The sequence below is a fragment of the Streptococcus australis ATCC 700641 genome (assembly GCF_000186465.1).
GTDB classification, from domain to species: Bacteria; Bacillota; Bacilli; order Lactobacillales; family Streptococcaceae; genus Streptococcus; species Streptococcus australis.
In genome coordinates, this window is sequence record NZ_GL636091.1 from 662,274 (window position 1) to 682,616 (window position 20,343).

A 20,343-nucleotide genomic window follows, 5' to 3' on the forward strand; every position below is an offset into this window, starting at 1 on the left:
CCTCACCTTATTATAGGATTTGCTAAAATGAATTGACAGACTCCTCTTTAAAGCGGTAAACTAAATCTGAGTGAAGATTTCCAATTAAACAAAAATGTAAGCGATTGCACGCAAGCAAATAAGGAGTGTTTTAGGAGATTGGAAATTAGTAAAATAAGATGGAGGTCAAGATGAAAGGTCATCAATTTGAAAAACAACAACGTTTTAGTATCCGGAAATTCAGTGTGGGAGTTTGTTCTGCACTGATTGGATTGGCATTTTTAGGAACGGGGGCTGTCTCAGCGGATGATACGCATGCTACTAATGAACAACCCTTAGAAGTTTCCACAGCAAATACGGAAGATGTCAATCATTTGATCAGAGAAGCGGGTGTCTACACTGCGAATGCTGTCTTGCCAACTACAGAATCAGCAAAACCAGTTGAGGAGGCAACTCCAGCTACGACAGAGGCTAGTCCTGCAACTCCAGAAGCTAGCACGACGACGGATACTCCAGCCGTTTCAGCGACGGAACAACCAAAAGTAGCTGCAGAAAAAGTGGAAGATTTACCAACCAATGAAGAAAAACAATTACGACCAAAAGAGGTCAAATTTGATACTTGGGATGATTTGTTGAAATGGGAACCTGGTAAACGAGTGGATGATGATTTGAACCGAGCAAGTGTTCCCCTTGCTAGTCGTTTTCAAGGGAAGCAAATTAACGAGCAAGCCAACCCGGATGCAAAAATTCAATCCCTATCTAACATGAACTCAAAAGCTAAGGATCATGCTTCCGTCGGTGGGGAAGAATTTAAAGCTTATGCTTTTGACTACGGGCAATATTTGGATTCCATGGTCTTTTGGGAAGGGCTTGTCCCTTCAGCAGATGTGATTGATGCTGCTCACCGAAATGGGGTTCCCATCTATGGAACACTCTTTTACAACTGGTCAAGTAGCATCAAGGATCAAGAGCGCTTCGCAGAAACCTTGAAAGAAGATAGTGAAGGATCTAAAACCTTCCCGATTGCTCGGAAATTGGTTGATCTGGCGAAATACTATGGTTTCGATGGTTACTTTATCAACCAAGAAACAACAGGGAACCTAGTAGAGCCTTTGGGGCCAAAATTAAGAGATTTCCTTCTTTATACTAAGGAGTATGCGAAGAGCATCAACTATCCGATCAAGTACTCTTGGTATGACGCCATGACTTATGAATATGGTCGCTACCACGAAAATGCACTGGGTGAGTACAACTACAATTTCATGCAGCCTGAAAATGGAGAAAATCCAGTTGATACCTTCTTTGCCAACTTTAACTGGGGCAAATCAGAAGTTGATTATTCCATCAGTACAGCAAAATGGATTCAGCGCAATCCTTATGATGTTTTAGCGGGACTGGAACTCCAAAAAGGGGGCTCTTATAAGACCAATGTAGACTGGAATGCGATTTTAGATGAACATGGCAAGTTGCGCCTTTCTCTTGGTCTTTATGCACCAGACACCATTACAGGTCTAGGAAAGACGGGAGAAGGTTACCACATCCATGAAGATCTATTCTGGACAGGTTTCCAAGGAGATCCAACCAAAGGAAAACCAGCAGATCAATCTTGGTACGGGATGTCCAATTTAGTAGTGGATAAAACGCCAATCACAAACGCTGATTTTAATACTTCATTTAATACTGGTCACGGGAAATATTGGTTTGTAGATGGAAAAATTTCAAAAGATGGTGAATGGAACTATCGCTCTGTCTCTGGCTACCTACCAACATGGCGCTGGTGGGTAGAGCATAGTGAAGATAGTACGCCATTGAAAGGACGCTATGACTTTGATCAAGCTTATAATGGAGGAAATTCTCTAGCCTTTGAAGGCGATCTGAAAGCCAATAGCAGCCAAAATGTCATGCTCTATTCGACCAAGATTCCTGTGACAGAAACGACCAAATTAAGCGTCTCTCACAAGGGTGGAGTCGGTGCAGCTGCTTGGGTAGCGGTTGCTACAAAAGAAGACTACTCCGAATACGTATGGAAAGAATTGACGCCAAGCGCAGATTGGTCGACTCAAACCTTTGATTTGGGAGACCTGGCTGGCAAGACCATTTATGCGATTAAATTATTCTTTGACCATGATGCAGATGTCAAAGACTACAAATTTAATCTCGGTCAGTTGTCGATTACGTCAAACCAAGAAAAACCAGCTGCGCCTTCTGAAGTAACCGTGCAAGGCAAACGCCTGCAAAATGCGCAAGAAGCAGAAGCAGTCCTAAACTTTAAGGGAGTTGCAGATGCAGATTACTATGAAGTCTATGAGAAAGATGGCGATAACTGGCGTCTCTTAACAGGTTCTTCTGCTACAACCGTCTATCTTCCAAAAGTTAGTCGTTCAGCAAGTGCTGAAGGGACCACCCAGGAACTCAAGGTTGTTGCTGTTGGGAAGAACGGCCAACGTTCAGATGCGGGAACTGTGGCCTTTGATTGGGGCATGACAGTGTCAGATACTAGTCTTCCAAAAGCCCTAGCACCAAACGTGGTCATCGGAGCCAAAGTCATCGGTTCAAGTTTCCCAGATGCAGATGGTAGTGAAGGCATCGAGGGGATGTTGAATGGTACCATTACCAGTCTTTCGGATAAATGGTCTTCGGCTCAATTAAATGGAACTGTCGATATTCGCTTGATACAACCACGGACCATTGTTCGTTGGGTTATGGACCATGCGGGAGCTGGTGGAGAATCTGTCGATGATGGCAAGATGAATACCCGTGACTTCGACCTTTACTACAAGGATGAAGCTGGTGAATGGAAGCTCGCTAAGGAAGTTCGCGGCAATAAAGCCCATGTATCTGATATTACACTCGACCATCCAATAAAGGCTCAAGAATGGCGTCTCCATGTCATTACGGCAGATAACGGAACTCCATGGCAAGCCATCCGGATTTACAACTGGAAGATGTATGAAAGTCTGGATACTGAAACGGTCAACATCCCAATGAAAAATGCTGCAGCGCAAAACTTAGGCAATCATTTTGTCCAAGTCGGCTTCAAAGATGTTCCGGCCAACACCACACTAACTCTTTATGCGGATAAAGAAGCCACTAGCCCAATTGCGACTATGACAGCTGATCAAGCTGGCAATCTGATCTTTAAACCACTCGGATTTGAATCAACTCCGTCTCTTCTTTACTACCGTGCGCAAGAACCTGGTAAAGATATCAGTAATGTCTTGGCGATCGAAGTTCCAAAAAATGATAAAGAAATTGCGGGACTCCAATTCGAAGATGGATTGACCAAGAAGGTTTACCGACAAGGTGATGCTCTTTCCCTGAAAGGAGCAACACTCCGTGTTCATTATAAAGATGGCCAAGCAGATCAACTGGTCAACCTTACCAACTCAGGTGTAGAGATTCATGGATTTGACAGTAGCAAACTTGGAGAACAACACCTAGAAGTTTCTTACCTTGGTCAGAAATTGGATAAGACTCTCACTGTTTTTGTGGTCAGTGCAGAGGAAGCCGGTGAAAAAGCAGTTGCTGGTCTAGAATTGACCGACAAACCAAAAGTGGAGTATATTGTCGGAGAAGCATTTGAAAAAGAAGGCGGACGCTTTACAGTTGTCTTTGATGATGAAACAACCGAAACGCACGCTTTGACCGATGAAGGGGTGGAAGTAACTGGCTTTGATGCGACCAAGGAAGGCCGTCAAACCATTACCATCCATTACAAAGGCGCTAGCACAAGCTTTGATGTCCTCGTCAATCCAAAACCAGCTCTCAACGATGAATACCTCAAGCAAAAATTGGCTGAAGCTGAAGCTGCAAAAGCCAAAGTAGACTTTACTTTTGCCAGTCCTGAAGTCAAAGAAGCCTTGTTGGCTGGAATGGCTGCTTCTGAAAAAGTCTTGAAAGAGCACGATACCAGCACACAAGATCAGGTAAATGAGCAGTTGAACCAATTGACCGCTCTCTTGAAAGCCTTAGATGGACAAGCTAATCTAGTCAAAGAGAAAGAAGCACTTTCTGCTCTGACAGAAGAAGCGACAGCTCTATTAGCAAGCAAGCCAAATCACCCTTCTGGTGACGCTTTGCAGGCACTGGTTGAGAAAAACAAAGAACTCCTCGACTCTTCAGAGCTCACTCCTGAAGCGCTCGCAACCGCAAAAACAGGTCTAGAGACCTTGATTGCGCTCCTGAAAGAAGATAAGCCAGCGGTCTTTGTAGACCCTGCGACTGGAGTCGAAGTTCAGTTCTCTAACTTGGAGCCTACTGCTATTAAGGGGTTGAAAGTCGCGAAAGTTGGAGCCAATCAGGCAGAAAAAGAAGAGCTGAAGGGACGAGAAGCGACTCTCTTTGATATCGAAGGAGTCGATGCAAGTGGTCAGGATGTCGATACCCAGCATCCATCACTTGTAAAAATCCCTGTGGATAAGGATAAAGAAGTGGAGCAAGTCCTCTTCTTCCCAGAAGGTCAAGCTCCTCAATCACTTGCCTTTGAGCGAGAAGGAGATACCGTTATCTTTACAGCTCCTCACTTTACCCACTATGCGATTGTCTATAAGACACCAAGTCCAGCGGTACCGGATCAACCGATCCAACCAGAGGAACCAGCGGTACCGGATCACCCAATCCAGCCAGAGGAGCCAGCTACACCGGATCAACCTGCGACACCAGATCAACCAGCTCAGCCGGAGAATCCAACAAAACCAGAACAACCGGATGACAATCAAAAATCACCAGAACAATTGAATCCAACGAAACCAACTGATTCATTGAATCAAAAGGAAAATGGTCCAGATCTTCTGGATCAACGAGTTCAACAAGTTTTGAGTCGCTATTTAACACCGTCTAAAGAAGGAATCTCTCAACAAGATCATCAAACTAGCAAAGATACTGACAAGGAATTGCCAACAACTGCAAGTTTAGAGGCTACTTTTGCAGCAGAAGCTGTTCTCCTAGCAGCGCTTGGAGGCTTCCTCTTGGCCGGTAAGAAGAAAGAAGAGTAACTTTTTAAGAGTCTTTAAAAGTTAAATTCAATCGTAAACCTCCTTTGTAAAAAACAAGGGAGGTTTTATGATGCAGATTCTAATCGAGGAGCATGTCTCCAGACTTGCTAATAAGAGGTAGAAATCCACTATTTTTCTACCTCTTTTACAGCTTTTGTGATATAATTATCATGTATTAAAAATAGAAGGAGTCATATCCAATGGCAAAATTGACTGTTAAAGACGTTGACTTGAAAGGGAAAAAAGTTCTCGTTCGTGTTGACTTCAACGTACCTGTAAAAGATGGCGTGATCACTAACGACAACCGTATCACTGCTGCTCTTCCAACAATCAAGTACATCCTTGAACAAGGTGGACGTGCAATCCTCTTCTCTCACCTTGGACGTGTGAAAGAAGAAGCAGACAAAGAAGGTAAATCACTTGCTCCTGTAGCTGCTGACTTGGCTGCTAAATTGGGCCAAGAAGTTGCTTTCCTTCCAGGTGTTACTCGTGGTGCTGAATTGGAAGCAGCGATTAACGCTCTTGAAGATGGACAAGTTCTCTTGGTTGAAAACACTCGTTACGAAGATGTTGACGGCAAGAAAGAATCTAAAAACGATCCTGAACTTGGTAAATACTGGGCATCACTTGGAGATGGTATCTTCGTAAACGATGCATTCGGTACAGCTCACCGTGCACACGCATCTAACGTTGGTATCTCAGCAAACGTTGAAAAAGCAGTTGCTGGATTCCTTCTTGAAAACGAAATTGCTTACATCCAAGAAGCTGTTGAAGCTCCAGAACGTCCATTCGTGGCTATCCTTGGCGGTTCTAAAGTTTCAGATAAGATCGGTGTTATCGAAAACTTGCTTGAAAAAGCTGATAAAGTTCTTATCGGTGGTGGTATGACTTACACATTCTACAAAGCACAAGGTATCGAAATCGGTAACTCACTTGTTGAAGAAGACAAGTTGGATGTTGCAAAAGCTCTTCTTGAAAAAGCAAATGGTAAATTGATCTTGCCAGTTGACTCAAAAGAAGCAAACGCATTTGCTGACTACACTGAAGTGAAAGACACTGAAGGTGAAGCAGTAGACCCAGGTTTCCTTGGTTTGGATATCGGTCCTAAATCTATCGCTAAATTCGACGAAGCTTTGACTGGTGCGAAAACAGTTGTATGGAACGGACCAATGGGTGTATTTGAAAACCCTGACTTCCAAGCTGGTACAATCGGTGTGATGGACGCTATCGTGAAACAACCAGGTGTTAAATCAATCATCGGTGGTGGTGACTCAGCTGCCGCAGCGATCAACCTTGGTCGCGCAGACAAGTTCTCATGGATCTCTACTGGTGGTGGAGCTTCAATGGAGCTTCTTGAAGGTAAAGTTCTTCCAGGACTTGCAGCCTTGACTGAAAAATAAGACGGTTCCTCATGAACCATAGAAGAAGCACCGAAAGGTGCTTTTTTTAGAATGTATACAAACTAATTTTTATATAAGATAAGTGATTCTGTATCGAAATAAAATGTGATCTCATTTTTGAAATTAATCAAGAAAAACCCGAAACTAAGTCATGGAACTTCCTGGATTGCTGAAATCATCCACTGGATAATTTCACCTAACCTCCGTACTCACATAGGGAAAGTTTTTAAGATGACTTTGTAGAGTAGAAGGAAGCTACTCGATCTTCATTTCCCCGCTTGAACCTTTCTAGAAATATGTTAGAATAAAAGAGATAGAAAGATAGGGGACAATGGATTACTTTAAACGACATAAATTTGACCGTTCCAAATTTCGATTAGGAATGCGAACCTTCAAAACAGGGATAGCCGTTTTTCTGGTTCTATTGATTTTTGGTATCTTTGGCTGGCGGGGCTTGCAGATTGGGGCGCTGACAGCTGTCTTTAGTTTGAGAGAAGATTTTGATAAGAGTGTTCACTTCGGAGCTTCGCGCGTGATGGGCAACAGCATCGGTGGTTTTTATGCCCTGCTGTTCTTTATGATCAAGATTCTCTTCCACAATGCTTTTTGGGTGACCCTGATTTTTGTGCCCATTGCGACCATGTTAACCATAATGACAAACGTCGCTATGAACAACAAAGCTGGAATCATCGGTGGAGTTTCAGCCATGTTGATCATCACCCTCTCCATTCCGACAGGAGAAACGTTCCTATATGTTTTTGCCCGCATCTTTGAAACCTTTATCGGAGTCTTCGTTGCGATTTTAGTCAATTCAGATGTGGATCGGATTCGGGACTTTATAAAAGAAAGAAGAAAAACCATGTGAGATTATATGACATTTTAATCTTGACATCGGTTTTTTTTGCGTTATAATAGAATAGAAAGGGGGTTTGTATGAAAGAAAAGGAATTAAGACGAACGTTAGCGGTCTTTCCGATTGGTAGTGTTATGAAATTGACAGATTTAACAGCTCGTCAAATTCGCTACTATGAAGATCAACAACTCATTATTCCAGATCGAACAGAGGGCAATCGTCGGATGTTTTCTCTTAACGATATGGATCGCCTGTTGGAGATTAAGGATTATTTATCTGAAGGCCTTAATATTGCAGGGATTAAAAAACGGATTGCTGAGAAAGAAGCTCAACGTCAAGCTGCCAAGATTGTCAGTGAAAAGGATGTCCGCAAGGCCCTTCACCGTGACATTCTCCAGCAAAGTCGCTTTCATACGACCTCATCGCCATATGGTCAGTTACGCTGATCATTCTTTTTGCTTAATGTTTTACTCATAAGGAGACACACATGTCAATTACTGTTGAAGATATTCGTCGCGAAGTCAAAGAAAAAAATGTAACCTTTATTCGGTTGATGTTCTCAGATATCTTAGGGACCATGAAAAACGTTGAAATTCCAGCGACAGATGAACAGTTGGAAAAGGTTCTCTCAAACAAGGCCATGTTTGATGGATCTTCTATCGAGGGGTTTGTTCGGATTAATGAGTCTGATATGTATCTCTATCCAGACTTGGACTCTTGGACTGTTTTCCCTTGGGGAGATGAGAACGGTAGTGTCGCAGGATTGATTTGTGATGTCTATACAACAGAAGGGGAACCTTTTGCAGGAGACCCTCGTGGAAACCTCAAACGTGCCCTTCGTCACATGGAAGAAGTTGGCTTCAAATCTTTCAACCTTGGACCAGAGCCAGAGTTCTTCCTCTTTAAGCTCGATGAAAATGGGGATCCAACTCTTGAAGTGAATGACAAGGGTGGCTATTTTGACTTGGCGCCTACAGACCTTGCGGATAACACTCGCCGTGAGATCGTCAATGTCTTGACTCAAATGGGATTTGAAGTAGAAGCCAGTCACCACGAAGTGGCCGTAGGTCAGCATGAAATTGACTTTAAGTACGATGAAGTGCTTCGTGCCTGTGACAAGATTCAAATCTTTAAACTCGTTGTCAAAACCATTGCTCGCAAACATGGTTTGTATGCAACCTTTATGGCTAAGCCAAAATTTGGGATCGCTGGTTCCGGGATGCACTGCAATATGTCCTTGTTTGATGCGGAAGGAAACAATGCCTTCTTTGATCCAAATGATCCAAAAGGAATGCAGTTGTCAGAAACAGCTTATCACTTCCTTGGCGGTTTGATCAAGCACGCCTACAACTACACAGCCATCATGAACCCAACAGTTAACTCCTACAAACGTTTGGTTCCAGGTTATGAAGCACCTGTTTACATCGCTTGGGCTGGCCGAAACCGTTCACCATTGGTCCGCGTACCAGCTTCACGTGGTATGGGAACACGCCTTGAGTTGCGCTCAGTAGACCCAATGGCCAACCCATATATTGCTATGGCTGTTCTCTTGGAAGTTGGTTTGCACGGTATTGAAAACAAAATCGAAGCACCAGCTCCTATCGAAGAAAACATCTACATCATGACTGCAGAAGAGCGTAAAGAAGCTGGAATCACTGACCTCCCATCTACTCTTCACAATGCTTTGAAAGCCTTGACTGAAGATGAAGTTGTTAAGGATGCTCTTGGTGAACATATCTATACCAGCTTCTTGGAAGCCAAACGCATCGAGTGGGCAAGCTATGCAACCTTTGTTTCACAATGGGAAATTGATAACTATTTGGACTTGTATTAAGCAGATCCATACAAAAATGAGCTAGGTTTGATGACCTGGCTCATTGTTCATATATAGAAAATGAGAGTGGGACAGAAATCGATAATTCGTTAGAATTCGATTTCGTCGTCCCACCTCCGCACAGTTGAGTAGGGCTGTAAAAGCTGATGAAATCAGCGTAGTAGAGCCCACTCAACCACTGCGTCTTGCTCGACAATCCAAAGACAATTGAGAGGCTAGGACTTTTGTCCCAGCCTCATTCTTTTTACTTAATTTTCTTCATCTGGTGTCAAAATCATAGGGATAATGATAGGTTCACGTTCCGTGCTTTCGTAAAGGAAAGGACGAAGGGCGTTGACAATAGCACCGTGTACGGTTTGAATATTGGCATCTTTGTTCTTCAAGGCGATTCGAATAGCATTGAAGAGGATGCGTTGACTTTCACGGATCAGGTCACCGGACTCTCTCATATAGATGAAGCCACGGCTGAGGATATCTGGTCCAGCTAAAATCATTTTCGACTTGAAGTCAACTGTCGCAACAGCTAGGACAACCCCATCTTCTGATAAATCTTTGCGGTCACGAAGGACAGCCGCTCCGATTTCTCCGATGCGATTTCCGTCGACATAGATATCTTGAGCATTGAAACTTCCTGCGATACGAGCTGAGTTAGCCGTCAGGGCAAGAACATCTCCGTTGCTCATGATGAAGATGTTATCTTTCTCTACTCCACAATCACGCGCAAGTCCAGCGTGAATCTTCTGCATGCGGTACTCACCGTGGACAGGCATGAAGTATTTGGGTTTGATCAAGCGCAACATGAGCTTTTGTTCTTGTTGGCCACCGTGTCCAGAGGTATGGATGTTGTTAATCTTACCGTGGATGACATCGACTCCTGCTTCCGAGATGATATTGATCAATTTATTCACACTAGTTGTATTCCCAGGAATTGGACTAGATGAGAAGATAACGGTATCACCCGGTTGCAATTGCACCTGGCGGTGGGTTCCATTAGCGATACGAGACAGTGCCGCCATAGGCTCCCCTTGGCTACCTGTACACATAATGAGGATTTCGTTTGCCGGGTAGTCTTTGATTTCACTTGGTTCAATAATCGTTCCAGGTGGTACCTTGATATAGCCAAGCTCAATTCCGTTGACAATGGCTTTTTCCATCGAGCGTCCAAAGACAACAATCTTGCGGCCGGTTTTAACAGCGGCATCTGCAGCCTGTTGGAGACGGAAGATGTTAGATGCAAAGGAAGCAAAGATGATGCGTCCATGAATGCCTTCAATAATCTTCATAATGGATTGGCCAACGACTTTTTCAGAGTTGGTAAAGGTTGGGACTTCCGCGTTGGTTGAGTCAGAAAGCAGACAGAGGACGCCTTCCTCTCCTAGTGCAGCCATCCGGTGAAGGTCGGCCGGCTCGCCTACAGGTGTAAAGTCAAATTTAAAGTCTCCCGTGCAGACGATTTTTCCTTGAGGCGTATGAAGAACGATCCCCAAAGGTTCTGGAATGGAGTGGGTTGTACGGAAGAAGGTCGCTTTAATATGCTTAAAGGTCAGCTCCGTATTTTGGTTGATTTCATAGAGTTTGGCACCACGAAGGAGACCATGCTCTTCTAATTTTCCACGAATAAGGGCTAGGGCCAAAGGTCCAGCATAGATTGGCACATTGGCTTGCTTCAAGAGGAAGGGAATTCCTCCGATATGGTCTTCGTGTCCGTGAGTAATCAAGACACCTTTGACACGGTCGATATTTTCAACGATATAGGAATAGTCGGGAATCACGTAATCGATCCCTAACAAATCATCTTCAGGGAACTTGATCCCAGCATCTACAATGATGATTTCGTCTTGGTATTCAATCCCATAGGTATTTTTACCGATTTCCCCGAGACCTCCAATGGCGAAAACACCAACTTCTTCAGGTTTTAAGGTATATGCCATGGATTAGAACTCCGTAATTTCAAATGCGCCAGACTCTTTTTCATATTCTAGGTGTTGGTCTGACAAGAGAGTGATAAATTCGATGTTGTAAGATGTATTTTCCTCAACAAGGCGACGAGCTTCAATGCGTCCTTCTAACTCATTCTTCGCATCAATATCGAGATAGAGGGCATGAGTCGTTTCACGACGAGGGTTGCGTTCTTTTGTTTCTTGGTAGAAAACTTTGTAAATCATTTCGTTTCGGTTCCTTTCACTTGTTCGGACTGTAGCAGAAAAGAAACAGCTAGTAGCTAGCTGAGACACCTATTCTTGCTTTCTTTTGTCCTGATTCGATACAATTATTATCCATTATACCATAAATAGGCTCTAAGGAAAAGATGCAAGCGGGTTCTGAGAGCAGAAGGAAGCGCTTTTTTAGAAGGGATAGAGAGCAGGTGATTTCACAGTATGGGGGTGCTTCCTCTACCGTTTGGCGTCTATTTGTAGTATAATATGAAGCAGACAACGAGGAGAAAACATGAAAGTATTAGCATTTGACACCTCCAGTAGGGCCCTATCCGTTGCCCTTTTGGAGGAAGAAAACCGATTAGCAGAGTTGACATTGACGATTAAGAAAAACCACAGCATTACCTTGATGCCTACCATTGAATTTTTGATGGCCAGCATTGATTGGAAACCGACGGATTTGGACCGTATCGTAGTAGCAGAAGGGCCTGGATCCTATACTGGCTTACGAATTGCGGTAGCAACGGCTAAAACCCTGGCTCAAACGCTAAAGATTGACTTAGTAGGGGTGTCGAGCTTACTAGCCTTGGTGCCAGAAGAGATAGAAGGTCTGGCCATTCCAGTCATGGATGCGCGGCGTAACCATGTCTATGCGGGCTTTTACCAAGAGGATCAGCTGGTCTACCCGGAGGCACACCTTTCTTTTGAAGCCGTATTAGAAAGAGCAAAGGGAGCTGAAAAGGTGACCTTCCTTGGGGAAGTGGAAGCCTTTCGTGAGCAGATACAAGAGGCATTGCCGAGTGCTCAGATGGTAGAAACCCTACCGGATGCGGTACGGATCGGTCGACTAGGACTTACAAAAGAAGCTGTCTCCGTTCATGGTTTTGTGCCCAACTACCTCAAGCGGGTAGAAGCTGAGGAAAACTGGCTCAAGGACCATCAAGAGTCCGGTCAGTCCTACATCAAACGCCTATGATTCGTATCGAGAAGGATGCGGGGCGATTAGACCTAGCCCCTCAGTTGGTAGAAATCTTAGACGATGTCTATGGACAAAGTCCTTGGACCTTGGAGCAAGTCCTTGCGGATCTCGGTCAAGCTCAAAATTGGTATGCCTTGGCCTATAGTGGGGAAGCATTGGTCGGCTTCTTGGCCATGCAAGAAACTCTCTATGAGTTAGAGGTCGTCCAAATTGCTGTTCGAAAAGAGTGGCAAGGGCGCGGGATTGCTGGTCAGCTACTAGAAACGGTTCCTCAGGAGAAAGAGGTCTTTTTAGAGGTGAGAGAAGGAAACACTCCGGCTCGGACTCTCTATCAGAAACAAGGATTTAAAGAAATTGGTTGCCGGAAAGGGTATTATCATGCACCTACCGAAGACGCCATTATGATGAAAAGGGAAGCAAATGAAGGATAGATATATTTTAGCATTTGAGACATCCTGTGATGAGACCAGTGTCGCCGTCCTGAAAAACGACGACGAGCTCTTGTCCAATGTCATTGCTAGTCAAATTGAAAGCCATAAACGATTCGGGGGAGTGGTTCCAGAAGTTGCCAGTCGGCACCATGTCGAAGTTATTACGGCCTGTATTGAGGAAGCGCTAGAAGAAGCGGGAATTACAGAAGAAGAAGTCACAGCGGTTGCGGTAACTTACGGACCAGGTCTGGTTGGAGCTCTTTTGGTCGGTCTTGCTGCAGCCAAGGCCTTTGCATGGGCCCATGGGATTCCTTTGATTCCTGTCAATCATATGGCTGGCCACTTGATGGCCGCTCAAAGCGTTGAGCCTTTAGAATTTCCGCTCTTGGCCTTGCTGGTCAGCGGAGGACACACCGAGTTGGTCTATGTCTCGGAGGCGGGTGATTATAAGATCGTTGGGGAAACGCGTGATGATGCGGTGGGTGAGGCTTATGATAAGGTCGGTCGCGTCATGGGCTTGACCTATCCAGCCGGTCGTGAGATTGACGAGTTGTCGCATAAGGGTCAGGATATCTACGATTTCCCACGCGCCATGATCAAGGAAGACAATCTGGAATTCTCATTCTCAGGGCTCAAATCTGCCTTTATCAATCTCCACCACAATGCCGAGCAAAAAGGCGAGAGCCTGTCCAAGGAAGACCTATCGGCTTCCTTCCAAGCTGCGGTGATGGATATCTTGATGGCCAAGACCAAAAAAGCCCTAGAAAGATACCCTGTTAAGACTTTGGTGGTAGCGGGAGGAGTCGCGGCCAATCAAGGTCTTCGTGAACGCCTGGCTTCTGAGATCACAGATGTTAAGGTCATCATTCCGCCTCTGCGCCTCTGCGGGGACAATGCGGGGATGATTGCCTATGCCAGTGTCAGCGAATGGAATAAGGGAAATTTTGCTAGCTTAGACCTCAATGCTAAGCCTAGCCTTGCTTTTGATCCGATAGAAGAGAACTTAGATTAGTTGAGAAACGAACATAAACGACGGGAGGACGATTCCCGTCCCTTTTTTTGTTATAATAGATAGCATCAAAAAAGAAAGGAAAAAAGAGTGGAAAAGAATTTTCAGCAGGGGGTCAGGGATGCCCTTCCGACGGCCTTGGGTTATATCAGTATTGGCTTAGCCTGTGGTGTGGTGGCGTCTCCCTATCTCTCCCCTTTAGAAATGGGATTGATGAGTCTCTTGGTTTACGCAGGGGCTTCTCAGTTTGCTATGATCTCTTTGATTGCCGTTCATTCGTCCCTCATGAATATTGCCTTAACCGTCTTTTTCATCAATTTGCGCAATATGCTTATGAGTCTGCATACCTCCCCTGATTTTAAGGAGGCTAGCCTGGTCCATAATATTGGAATTGGTAGTTTGTTGACAGATGAAAGTTACGGAGTCTATTTAAGTGAGAAATTAAAAAGTGACCGGATCACTGTTCCCTGGATGCATGGCAATAATGTGGTCGGTTATCTAGCCTGGGGCTCATCAACCATTTTGGGGACAGCCCTAGGCTCCCTCTTGCCCAATCCTAGTGCCTTCGGCCTGGACTTCGCCTTAGTTGCTATGTTTATTGGGATTTTTGCAGGTCAGTTTCAAGGCATGCGTTTGACGGAGAAGATGGCTACCATGCTCCTTGTTTTAGGTGCAGTAGCTCTTAGCTTTTTCCTCTTGACCTTCTTTTTGACCCAATCCTTGGCCGTTTTAGTGGCTACTTTAACAGGCTGTTTCGTGGGGGTGATGTGCGATGCGCGTGAATAGTTGGATTTTCTTGGTTATTTTGACGTCCGCAGTGGTCACCTGGATTCCACGCATTCTGCCCTTCGTTCTGGTCAAATACCGGGGTCTGCCAGATCCAGTTCTTCGTTTTCTAAAGTACCTCCCCATTGCTATTATTTTTGCCTTGATCCTTTCCAGTCTGGTTGAGGGGAAAGTAGGCCAGCTTCCTCAAGTTCGGTGGGTCGACCTGGTCGCAACCATTCCAACCATGATAGTAGCCTTTCGCTACAAAAACCTAATGGGTACAGTTCTATTTGGCATTGTTTTGGTTGCTCTCTTACGATTGCTTGTTGCCTGAATCTCCTGAATTTTTAGATAGATTACTGTTTGTTGCAAATATTACAAAAATATTTCAAAAAAAGCTTGACATTGAGTAATATTGTAATATAATAGTTTTTATCAAATGAAGTGAGGGATCATGATGATGAAAAAATGGACAAGTTTAGCACTTTTAGGATTAACTTCTGCAAGCCTACTCGTAGCCTGTGGTTCAAAAAAAGAAGAGAACAAATCTTCTGCTAAAGAAGCACAAACGACGGTGAAGTCTAGTCAGAAAAAAGCAAAGGCTGCTTCTGGTAAGAAAGAGACAAAAGCTACTGAAGCGAATTCGCAAGAAGGGGCACAAGCTGCTTCTAAAGATGTAGCAAACTCAGGTCAAACTGAAGCAGGATCTGCTGCAGCAAGCACTGACAAGGCCACAGATTCGTCTCAAATGGTGCCAGAAGAGCTGGTAGGGACTTGGACAGGAACAACCGAAATTGCCAAAGATGTCCAAATGACCGTGGCTGCGGACGGTACGGTCACTACGACAGCTAACTTTTATCAAGCTGACTTGAATCCTGTTCGTACTGCAACAACAAAAGCCAAGGCCGTCCAAGCTTCTGGTAATGTCTATTACTGGGAAACAGACGAACCTGGCGCTTTTGATGCCCTTCTTCCAGGGATTGCTGGACTTGGAGGAGCGAATATGAAGGTAAAACCCGGTTTCATTTTAGAAGAGGGCCACTATACACCGATTGTATTTGTAACAGGGCTTAATGAAGACTTTGATTATAGCAAATACAATGATTTCCGTGTTTCCCTTACAAAATAAATAAAAATCCACGAATCCCTAAGGAGTCGTGGATTTTGTTTTAGATAAATTGTGTAATAAAGACAATGAGGATGACGATTGGAATCACAAAGCGAAGCAAGAAAATCCAGAGCTTGAAGAAGAAACTCTTGGTTTTCTCTTCTCCCACCTTGAGTTCTTCTTGGGCTAGGACTTGATCAAAGAGATAGCCTGTAAACAGGGAGAGGCAGAGAGCTCCAAAAGGCATGAGGAGGTTGGAAACCAAAAAGTCCATGCAATCAAAGAAGGATTTTCCAAAGAGGGTCCATTTGGAGAGCACTCCATAGGAAAGAGCAGATGGGATCCCAAAGACAAAGGTCAGAAGACCAATGATTTGGCTCCATTTAGCCCGCTTTTTGTTGTCTTGGTTGGTAACATTTCCGACATTAATCTCTAACATGACGACGGATGAGGTAATAGTCGCAAAGAGGAAGAGAAGAAGGAAAAGCAGGTAGAAGAGAGTACCAAAAGGCATCTTGTCAAAGACTTGTGGAAGGACTACAAAGAGGAGCCCCGGTCCACTAGTAGAAGGGATTTGAAAGGCTGACATAGCTGGGAAGATCGCCAAGCCCGCCATGATGGAAACGGCAATATTCATGAAGACGACGGAAATCCCGGATTGGACCAGGTCAGTGTCCTTGTCCAAATAGGAAGCATAGGTCAACATGGCCGTCACCCCTAGAGAGAGGGCGAAGAAAGATTGGCCCAAGGCATAGAGAAGACCTTCGCTGGTCATCTTGGAGAAGTCTGGCTTGAGGAAATAGGCGACTCCCTCCCAAGCGCCAGGTAAGGTCAAGGAACGACCAATCATGACTAAGAAAATGATGAAGAGAAGAGGCATCATGAATTTTGAGGCCTTTTCAATCCCTTGTTCCACCCCCTTAGAAACAATCAAGACATTGAGGAGGATGAAGATGGCCTGGGCCCCAAGAACCAACCAGGGATTTGAAATAATCTCCCCAAAGAGCTGGGTATAATCACTAACTGAGAGAAGTTGGAATAACTCTCCCAAGGCGACTCCTAGATAAATCAGGATCCAGCCACCGATGACACTGTAGAAGGAGAGGAGGATGAACAGGGCAAAGGCACCAATCCAACCGATTCCATCGTAGAGGCGACGGCCACCGAGTTTTCCAAAGGTCTTAATGGCAGAGACACCAGCTGCACGTCCTAGAGTAAATTCAGCCAGTAAGAGGGGAAAGCCGATGAGTAGAGTTGCTATCAAAAAAACGAGAAGAAAACTTCCGCCCCCGTTAGCAGCGGTCATATAGGGAAATTTCCAAACTGCTCCAAGCCCAATTGCAGAACCTGCAGAGGCTAGGATGAAGCCAATTTTGGAACCCCATTGAGATTTTTCAGACATCTTTAAAACTCCGATCTATTTTTAAATAAGAAAAGGCTACTTGAGTTATCAAATAGCCTTCTCTCAACGGCTCTTTAGGAGCCTTCTGTGTGATTGATAGACTTGATTATCCTATCATGATTTTTAAAGACTGTCAAGAAAGCGGTTTTCATGTTTTTATAGTTTTCTCAAAAAGTTAAAAAATTTTCGCAAAAACACTTGACTCTGACCTAAGGGGAGGGGGTATACTATCATTGTAAGGAGCAAATCATGTACCAAATAAAAGAAGCTGCGCAGCTTTCAGGTGTCTCTGTCAAGACCCTGCACCACTATGACAAGATAGGACTCTTGGTCCCCTTAAAGTCGGAAAACGGCTATCGAACTTACAGTCAAGAGGATTTGGAACGCCTTCAGGTCATTCTTTACTACAAATATCTAGGGTTTTCTTTAGAGAAAATAGCAGAGCTATTAAAGGAAGAAAGAATAGATTTATTGCCCCATTTGACTAGGCAGTTGAACTATCTAACTCGAGAAAGGCAACATCTGGATACCTTGATTTCCACCTTGCAAAAAACGATTCGAGAACAAAAAGGAGAAAGAAAAATGACCATTGAGGAAAAATTCACTGGATTTAGCTATCAAGATCATCAAAAATACCAGCAAGAAGCGGTGGAGAAGTATGGCCAAGAAGTCATGGATCAAGCCCTCGAACGCCAAAAAGGTCGTGAAGATGAGTCTACGGCTGCCTTTAACCAAGTCTTTCAAACTTTAGCACAAAATCTTCAAGCTGGTTTACCTGCAACAGCAATTGAAAACCAAGAGCTAGCAGCCAAGCTCTTGCAAGCCATTCGTACTTATGGATTTGACTGCTCTATTGAAGTCTTCGGACATATCGGTAAAGGATACGTCTATAACCCTGAGTTCAAGGAAAATATTGATAAATTTGGACCTGGAACAGCCCAGTACACATCAGATGTGATTGCCCACTATGTTGAAAAACAGAGCAAATAATCGGCGGAGGACTCTCCGCCGATTATTTGCTATTTTAAATCATAAAGCCAGTCGTCACCGTCTTTATAGTAGAAGAATTCACTGAGATCATCTTCCAAAAAAACACGAAGCATATCAGACATATCATTGGTTGCAAGTTTTAGATGAGATAGATTTTCAAACTCTTCCCACCAGACCTTTCCTTCGTCTGAAGACTGGAGCTCACCAGTAAAGTGTTCGGTCTTGTAAAAAAGGACGACATAACGGTAATCCTCATCATCGTACCAGTCCTTGATACCACAGAGTTGGGGTTTAGAAATGGTTAGACCCGTTTCTTCTCTCACTTCACGAATGACCGCATCGACAAAGGATTCGCCACGTTCAACATGTCCGCCAGGAAAAGTAATGCCAGGCCAGTCAGGACTAACTCGATCTTGAACCAGAACCTTGTCCCCATTTTTAATCATGCACATGTTGACAAATTCAACTGACTCTCTTCTGTTCATTTTTCACAACCTTTGATATTTAATCATAATGCAGACTTCCTGCCACCCAACCAGTGCAGAGGGCAGAAGTGATGTTAAAGCCACCTGTGTGAGCATTGATATCAAGTACTTCACCAGCAAAGTGAAGGCCAGGAACCAATTTGCTTTCCAGAGTTTTAGGATTAATTTCTTTGAGACTAACACCACCTTTAGTTACAAAAGATTTTGCTAGCGACATCTTTCCAGTCACAGGGATTTTGAGGGATTTGATAGATTGGACAAGTTGGTCAAGTTCTTTTTCTGTTAGTTGTTTGACTTTTTCTGGATATCCTTGAATAAAGAATTCTGCCAAGCGTTCAGGGAGCATGGTTTTCAAAGCATTTTTCAAGGATTTTTCACGGTTTTCTTCAAGAAATGATAGCAAATCACTTTCAGAAAGTTGTGGCAAGACATCTAGGGAGAGGATTTCACCACCCTTGACAAAGCTAGACATGCGTAGTGCAGCAGGGCCTGACAAGCCAAAGTGGGTAAAGAGGAGGTCATGGGTGATGACATGCTTGCCATAGCTTAGAGTCACATCGTCCAGTGAAATTCCCTGCAAGGCCTTATGCGGAAAATCCGTCAATAAAGGACTCTCGGCAGCTTCGAGCTCGGTGATAGTGTGCTTAAAGTGACGGGCGATATCGTGGCCAAAGCCGGTGGAACCCGTCGAAGGGTAGGACTTTCCACCAGTTGTCACAATCAAGCGGTCTGCCATCCAGGTCTCATCTTTGGATTTGATGACGAATTGTCCATCGATTTTCTTCACAGAGGTTACCTCTACTTGGCAGCGAACTTGACCGCCGAGCTCGGCAATCTTATCTGTCAGAGCTTGAATAATCGTTTGGGAACGATCTGAAGCTGGAAAGACACGACCATGGTCTTCGACCTTGAGCTTGACCCCGTTTTCTGTGAAGAAGCGGATGATATCATGGTTGTCAAATTGAGAAAAGACACTGTAGAGGAAACGTCCATTTCCTGGAATGCCTGCTAGGAGATCGTCCAGGCTTCCATTGTTGGTCACATTGCACCGACCTCCACCAGTCCCAGCTAGTTTTTTCCCTAGTTTGCGGTTTTTTTCCAAGAGGAGGGTTGCTTGCCCGTAGAAGGAACTGGAGATGGTGGCCATCATGCCAGCAGGCCCTCCTCCGATGACAATGGTATCGTAGTGGTTCATAAGGTCTCCTTTTTCTCGTCTCGTTTTATTTCCAGTTCATTGTAACATAAAAAATGGACCCTGTCCCCAGGCTCCACTTTTTATGAGTTAATTGTCTTCGTCTGGATTTTGACGGAGGTGGATGGAATAACGCTTAGGTGGGTAAATGCCGATTTCAGGACCCCAGCGTGGGAAGAGCTGATTGGTTTTCTTCCCAGCAGCGTACTTGGCTTCTGCTGCCATTTCCCAGAGCTCTTCGTAGAGATCACCGAGCAAGAAGTCGAGCTCTTGATAATAGAGGTCTGGCTTTCCGTAGTCACTAAGGCTTAGTTCCATCAAACCATAGACTTGTAGCTTATGGTCCATGAGTCTACGTCCGTCTACCTTGTTAGAGTGAACGATAATGCGTCCGAAGGGATCATTTCTTCGGATGCGTTCCAGCTCTTTGTAGGCGTTGATTCCAGAATTTCCTTGACAGGAGAAGAAGTAAATGTTTTTCAAGTCATAGTCGATATAGGAGATATTTCCATTATAGACCAGCTTGACTGGTAGATTACGAACCCGTTTTTTCTCTAGATAGTTGTTAATATGTTCGACCAACATCTTAGAGGGATAATTGTATTCAATGACATAAATCATAGTTTCTTTCCTTTGCTATTGAGTAAATAACTGAGCTTTCTTTCAGTTACGATTAGTATACAAGCTTTTGAAGTCAGATAGGGGGAAAAATCTATTTGGTTCATTTTTGAAGCTATTTGGTTCATTTTAGAGGAGCAAAGGA

At 44.2% G+C, this 20,343-nt stretch carries 18 protein-coding genes; 12 read left to right on the forward strand and 6 right to left on the reverse strand.

Annotated elements, in window-relative coordinates:
- Window positions 1-170 precede the first annotated feature (170 nt).
- The 5 genes from HMPREF9421_RS03125 to glnA all read left to right on the forward strand — a co-directional run bounded on the left by HMPREF9421_RS03125 (window position 171) and on the right by glnA (window position 9,060).
- On the forward strand, window positions 171-4,973 hold the full coding sequence (locus HMPREF9421_RS03125) for an endo-beta-N-acetylglucosaminidase (RefSeq protein ID WP_040803207.1): 4,803 nt from the start codon (window positions 171-173) through the stop codon (window positions 4,971-4,973).
- Window positions 4,974-5,173: 200 nt separating this feature from the next.
- A complete protein-coding gene (locus tag HMPREF9421_RS03130) occupies window positions 5,174-6,373 on the forward strand; it encodes a phosphoglycerate kinase (protein ID WP_006595532.1) in 1,200 nt (399 codons plus the stop codon).
- A gap of 331 nt (window positions 6,374-6,704) precedes the next feature.
- On the forward strand, window positions 6,705-7,238 hold the full coding sequence (locus tag HMPREF9421_RS03135; protein ID WP_006595533.1) for an FUSC family protein: 534 nt from the start codon (window positions 6,705-6,707) through the stop codon (window positions 7,236-7,238).
- A 68-nt stretch (window positions 7,239-7,306) separates the two neighbouring features.
- Complete coding sequence (locus tag HMPREF9421_RS03140) at window positions 7,307-7,672, forward strand: MerR family transcriptional regulator (RefSeq protein ID WP_006595534.1); 366 nt, start codon at window positions 7,307-7,309, stop codon at window positions 7,670-7,672.
- Between the two features lie 41 nt (window positions 7,673-7,713).
- Window positions 7,714-9,060 carry a type I glutamate--ammonia ligase gene (gene glnA / locus HMPREF9421_RS03145; RefSeq protein ID WP_006595535.1) on the forward strand — a complete coding sequence of 449 codons (1,347 nt, stop codon included), beginning with the start codon at window positions 7,714-7,716 and terminating at the stop codon, window positions 9,058-9,060.
- A gap of 248 nt (window positions 9,061-9,308) precedes the next feature.
- Here glnA and rnjA read toward each other — a convergent pair whose 3' ends face one another.
- Window positions 9,309-10,991, reverse strand: coding sequence for a ribonuclease J1 (gene rnjA / locus HMPREF9421_RS03150; RefSeq protein ID WP_006595536.1), 1,683 nt, complete (start codon window positions 10,989-10,991; stop codon window positions 9,309-9,311).
- Between the two features lie 3 nt (window positions 10,992-10,994).
- Window positions 10,995-11,225, reverse strand: coding sequence for a DNA-dependent RNA polymerase subunit epsilon (locus HMPREF9421_RS03155; protein WP_006595537.1), 231 nt, complete (start codon window positions 11,223-11,225; stop codon window positions 10,995-10,997).
- A 283-nt stretch (window positions 11,226-11,508) separates the two neighbouring features.
- Between HMPREF9421_RS03155 and tsaB the strand changes: the two genes are divergently transcribed.
- The 6 genes from tsaB (at window position 11,509) to HMPREF9421_RS03185 (ending at window position 15,532) form a co-directional block, all read left to right on the forward strand.
- On the forward strand, window positions 11,509-12,192 hold the full coding sequence (tsaB, locus tag HMPREF9421_RS03160) for a tRNA (adenosine(37)-N6)-threonylcarbamoyltransferase complex dimerization subunit type 1 TsaB (RefSeq protein WP_006595538.1): 684 nt from the start codon (window positions 11,509-11,511) through the stop codon (window positions 12,190-12,192).
- Entirely contained in the window at window positions 12,189-12,626 is a 438-nt protein-coding gene (gene rimI / locus HMPREF9421_RS03165; RefSeq protein ID WP_006595539.1) for a ribosomal protein S18-alanine N-acetyltransferase, read from the forward strand. Before tsaB ends, rimI begins: the two co-directional genes overlap by 4 nt.
- On the forward strand, window positions 12,616-13,638 hold the full coding sequence (tsaD, locus tag HMPREF9421_RS03170; protein WP_006595540.1) for a tRNA (adenosine(37)-N6)-threonylcarbamoyltransferase complex transferase subunit TsaD: 1,023 nt from the start codon (window positions 12,616-12,618) through the stop codon (window positions 13,636-13,638). Before rimI ends, tsaD begins: the two co-directional genes overlap by 11 nt.
- Window positions 13,639-13,725: 87 nt before the next feature.
- Entirely contained in the window at window positions 13,726-14,421 is a 696-nt protein-coding gene (locus HMPREF9421_RS03175; RefSeq protein WP_006595541.1) for an AzlC family ABC transporter permease, read from the forward strand.
- Window positions 14,408-14,737 carry an AzlD domain-containing protein gene (locus tag HMPREF9421_RS03180; RefSeq protein ID WP_006595542.1) on the forward strand — a complete coding sequence of 110 codons (330 nt, stop codon included), beginning with the start codon at window positions 14,408-14,410 and terminating at the stop codon, window positions 14,735-14,737. The genes HMPREF9421_RS03175 and HMPREF9421_RS03180 overlap by 14 nt, the downstream gene beginning before the upstream one ends.
- A gap of 126 nt (window positions 14,738-14,863) precedes the next feature.
- Entirely contained in the window at window positions 14,864-15,532 is a 669-nt protein-coding gene (locus tag HMPREF9421_RS03185; RefSeq protein ID WP_040803210.1) for a hypothetical protein, read from the forward strand.
- Between the two features lie 40 nt (window positions 15,533-15,572).
- Here the strand turns inward: HMPREF9421_RS03185 and HMPREF9421_RS03190 are convergent, their stop codons facing one another.
- The gene (locus HMPREF9421_RS03190; RefSeq protein ID WP_006595544.1) at window positions 15,573-16,913 is read right to left on the reverse strand and encodes a sodium-dependent transporter; all 1,341 of its coding nucleotides are present in this window, start codon (window positions 16,911-16,913) and stop codon (window positions 15,573-15,575) included.
- 249 nt (window positions 16,914-17,162) lie between these two features.
- Between HMPREF9421_RS03190 and HMPREF9421_RS03195 the strand changes: the two genes are divergently transcribed.
- On the forward strand, window positions 17,163-17,903 hold the full coding sequence (locus HMPREF9421_RS03195) for a MerR family transcriptional regulator (RefSeq protein ID WP_006595545.1): 741 nt from the start codon (window positions 17,163-17,165) through the stop codon (window positions 17,901-17,903).
- Window positions 17,904-17,932: 29 nt separating this feature from the next.
- On the opposite strand, the gene HMPREF9421_RS03200 is transcribed toward HMPREF9421_RS03195, so the two are convergent.
- The 3 genes from HMPREF9421_RS03200 to HMPREF9421_RS03210 all read right to left on the reverse strand — a co-directional run bounded on the left by HMPREF9421_RS03200 (window position 17,933) and on the right by HMPREF9421_RS03210 (window position 20,201).
- Window positions 17,933-18,388: an 8-oxo-dGTP diphosphatase gene (locus tag HMPREF9421_RS03200; protein ID WP_006595546.1), complete on the reverse strand. Its 456-nt coding sequence runs from the start codon at window positions 18,386-18,388 to the stop codon at window positions 17,933-17,935.
- 19 nt (window positions 18,389-18,407) lie between these two features.
- Window positions 18,408-19,583, reverse strand: a complete 1,176-nt coding sequence (aao, locus tag HMPREF9421_RS03205; RefSeq protein WP_006595547.1) for an aminoacetone oxidase — start codon at window positions 19,581-19,583, stop codon at window positions 18,408-18,410.
- Window positions 19,584-19,670: 87 nt separating this feature from the next.
- Complete coding sequence (locus tag HMPREF9421_RS03210) at window positions 19,671-20,201, reverse strand: hypothetical protein (RefSeq protein WP_006595548.1); 531 nt, start codon at window positions 20,199-20,201, stop codon at window positions 19,671-19,673.
- Window positions 20,202-20,343: the final 142 nt, after the last annotated feature.

Bases quoted from the DNA above. Each gene is read 5' to 3' on its own strand.
- rnjA (WP_006595536.1), bottom strand. From the start codon at position 10,991: ATGGCATATACCTTAAAACCTGAAGAAGTTGGTGTTTTCGCCATTGGA.
- tsaB (WP_006595538.1), top strand. From the start codon at position 11,509: ATGAAAGTATTAGCATTTGACACCTCCAGTAGGGCCCTATCCGTTGCC.
- HMPREF9421_RS03135 (WP_006595533.1), top strand. From the start codon at position 6,705: ATGGATTACTTTAAACGACATAAATTTGACCGTTCCAAATTTCGATTA.
- HMPREF9421_RS03155 (WP_006595537.1), bottom strand. From the start codon at position 11,225: ATGATTTACAAAGTTTTCTACCAAGAAACAAAAGAACGCAACCCTCGT.
- HMPREF9421_RS03190 (WP_006595544.1), bottom strand. From the start codon at position 16,913: ATGTCTGAAAAATCTCAATGGGGTTCCAAAATTGGCTTCATCCTAGCC.
- HMPREF9421_RS03185 (WP_040803210.1), top strand. From the start codon at position 14,864: ATGAAAAAATGGACAAGTTTAGCACTTTTAGGATTAACTTCTGCAAGC.
- HMPREF9421_RS03125 (WP_040803207.1), top strand. From the start codon at position 171: ATGAAAGGTCATCAATTTGAAAAACAACAACGTTTTAGTATCCGGAAA.
- HMPREF9421_RS03210 (WP_006595548.1), bottom strand. From the start codon at position 20,201: ATGATTTATGTCATTGAATACAATTATCCCTCTAAGATGTTGGTCGAA.
- aao (WP_006595547.1), bottom strand. From the start codon at position 19,583: ATGAACCACTACGATACCATTGTCATCGGAGGAGGGCCTGCTGGCATG.
- HMPREF9421_RS03200 (WP_006595546.1), bottom strand. From the start codon at position 18,388: ATGAACAGAAGAGAGTCAGTTGAATTTGTCAACATGTGCATGATTAAA.
- HMPREF9421_RS03140 (WP_006595534.1), top strand. From the start codon at position 7,307: ATGAAAGAAAAGGAATTAAGACGAACGTTAGCGGTCTTTCCGATTGGT.
- tsaD (WP_006595540.1), top strand. From the start codon at position 12,616: ATGAAGGATAGATATATTTTAGCATTTGAGACATCCTGTGATGAGACC.
- HMPREF9421_RS03130 (WP_006595532.1), top strand. From the start codon at position 5,174: ATGGCAAAATTGACTGTTAAAGACGTTGACTTGAAAGGGAAAAAAGTT.
- glnA (WP_006595535.1), top strand. From the start codon at position 7,714: ATGTCAATTACTGTTGAAGATATTCGTCGCGAAGTCAAAGAAAAAAAT.
- HMPREF9421_RS03195 (WP_006595545.1), top strand. From the start codon at position 17,163: ATGTACCAAATAAAAGAAGCTGCGCAGCTTTCAGGTGTCTCTGTCAAG.
- HMPREF9421_RS03180 (WP_006595542.1), top strand. From the start codon at position 14,408: ATGCGCGTGAATAGTTGGATTTTCTTGGTTATTTTGACGTCCGCAGTG.
- rimI (WP_006595539.1), top strand. From the start codon at position 12,189: ATGATTCGTATCGAGAAGGATGCGGGGCGATTAGACCTAGCCCCTCAG.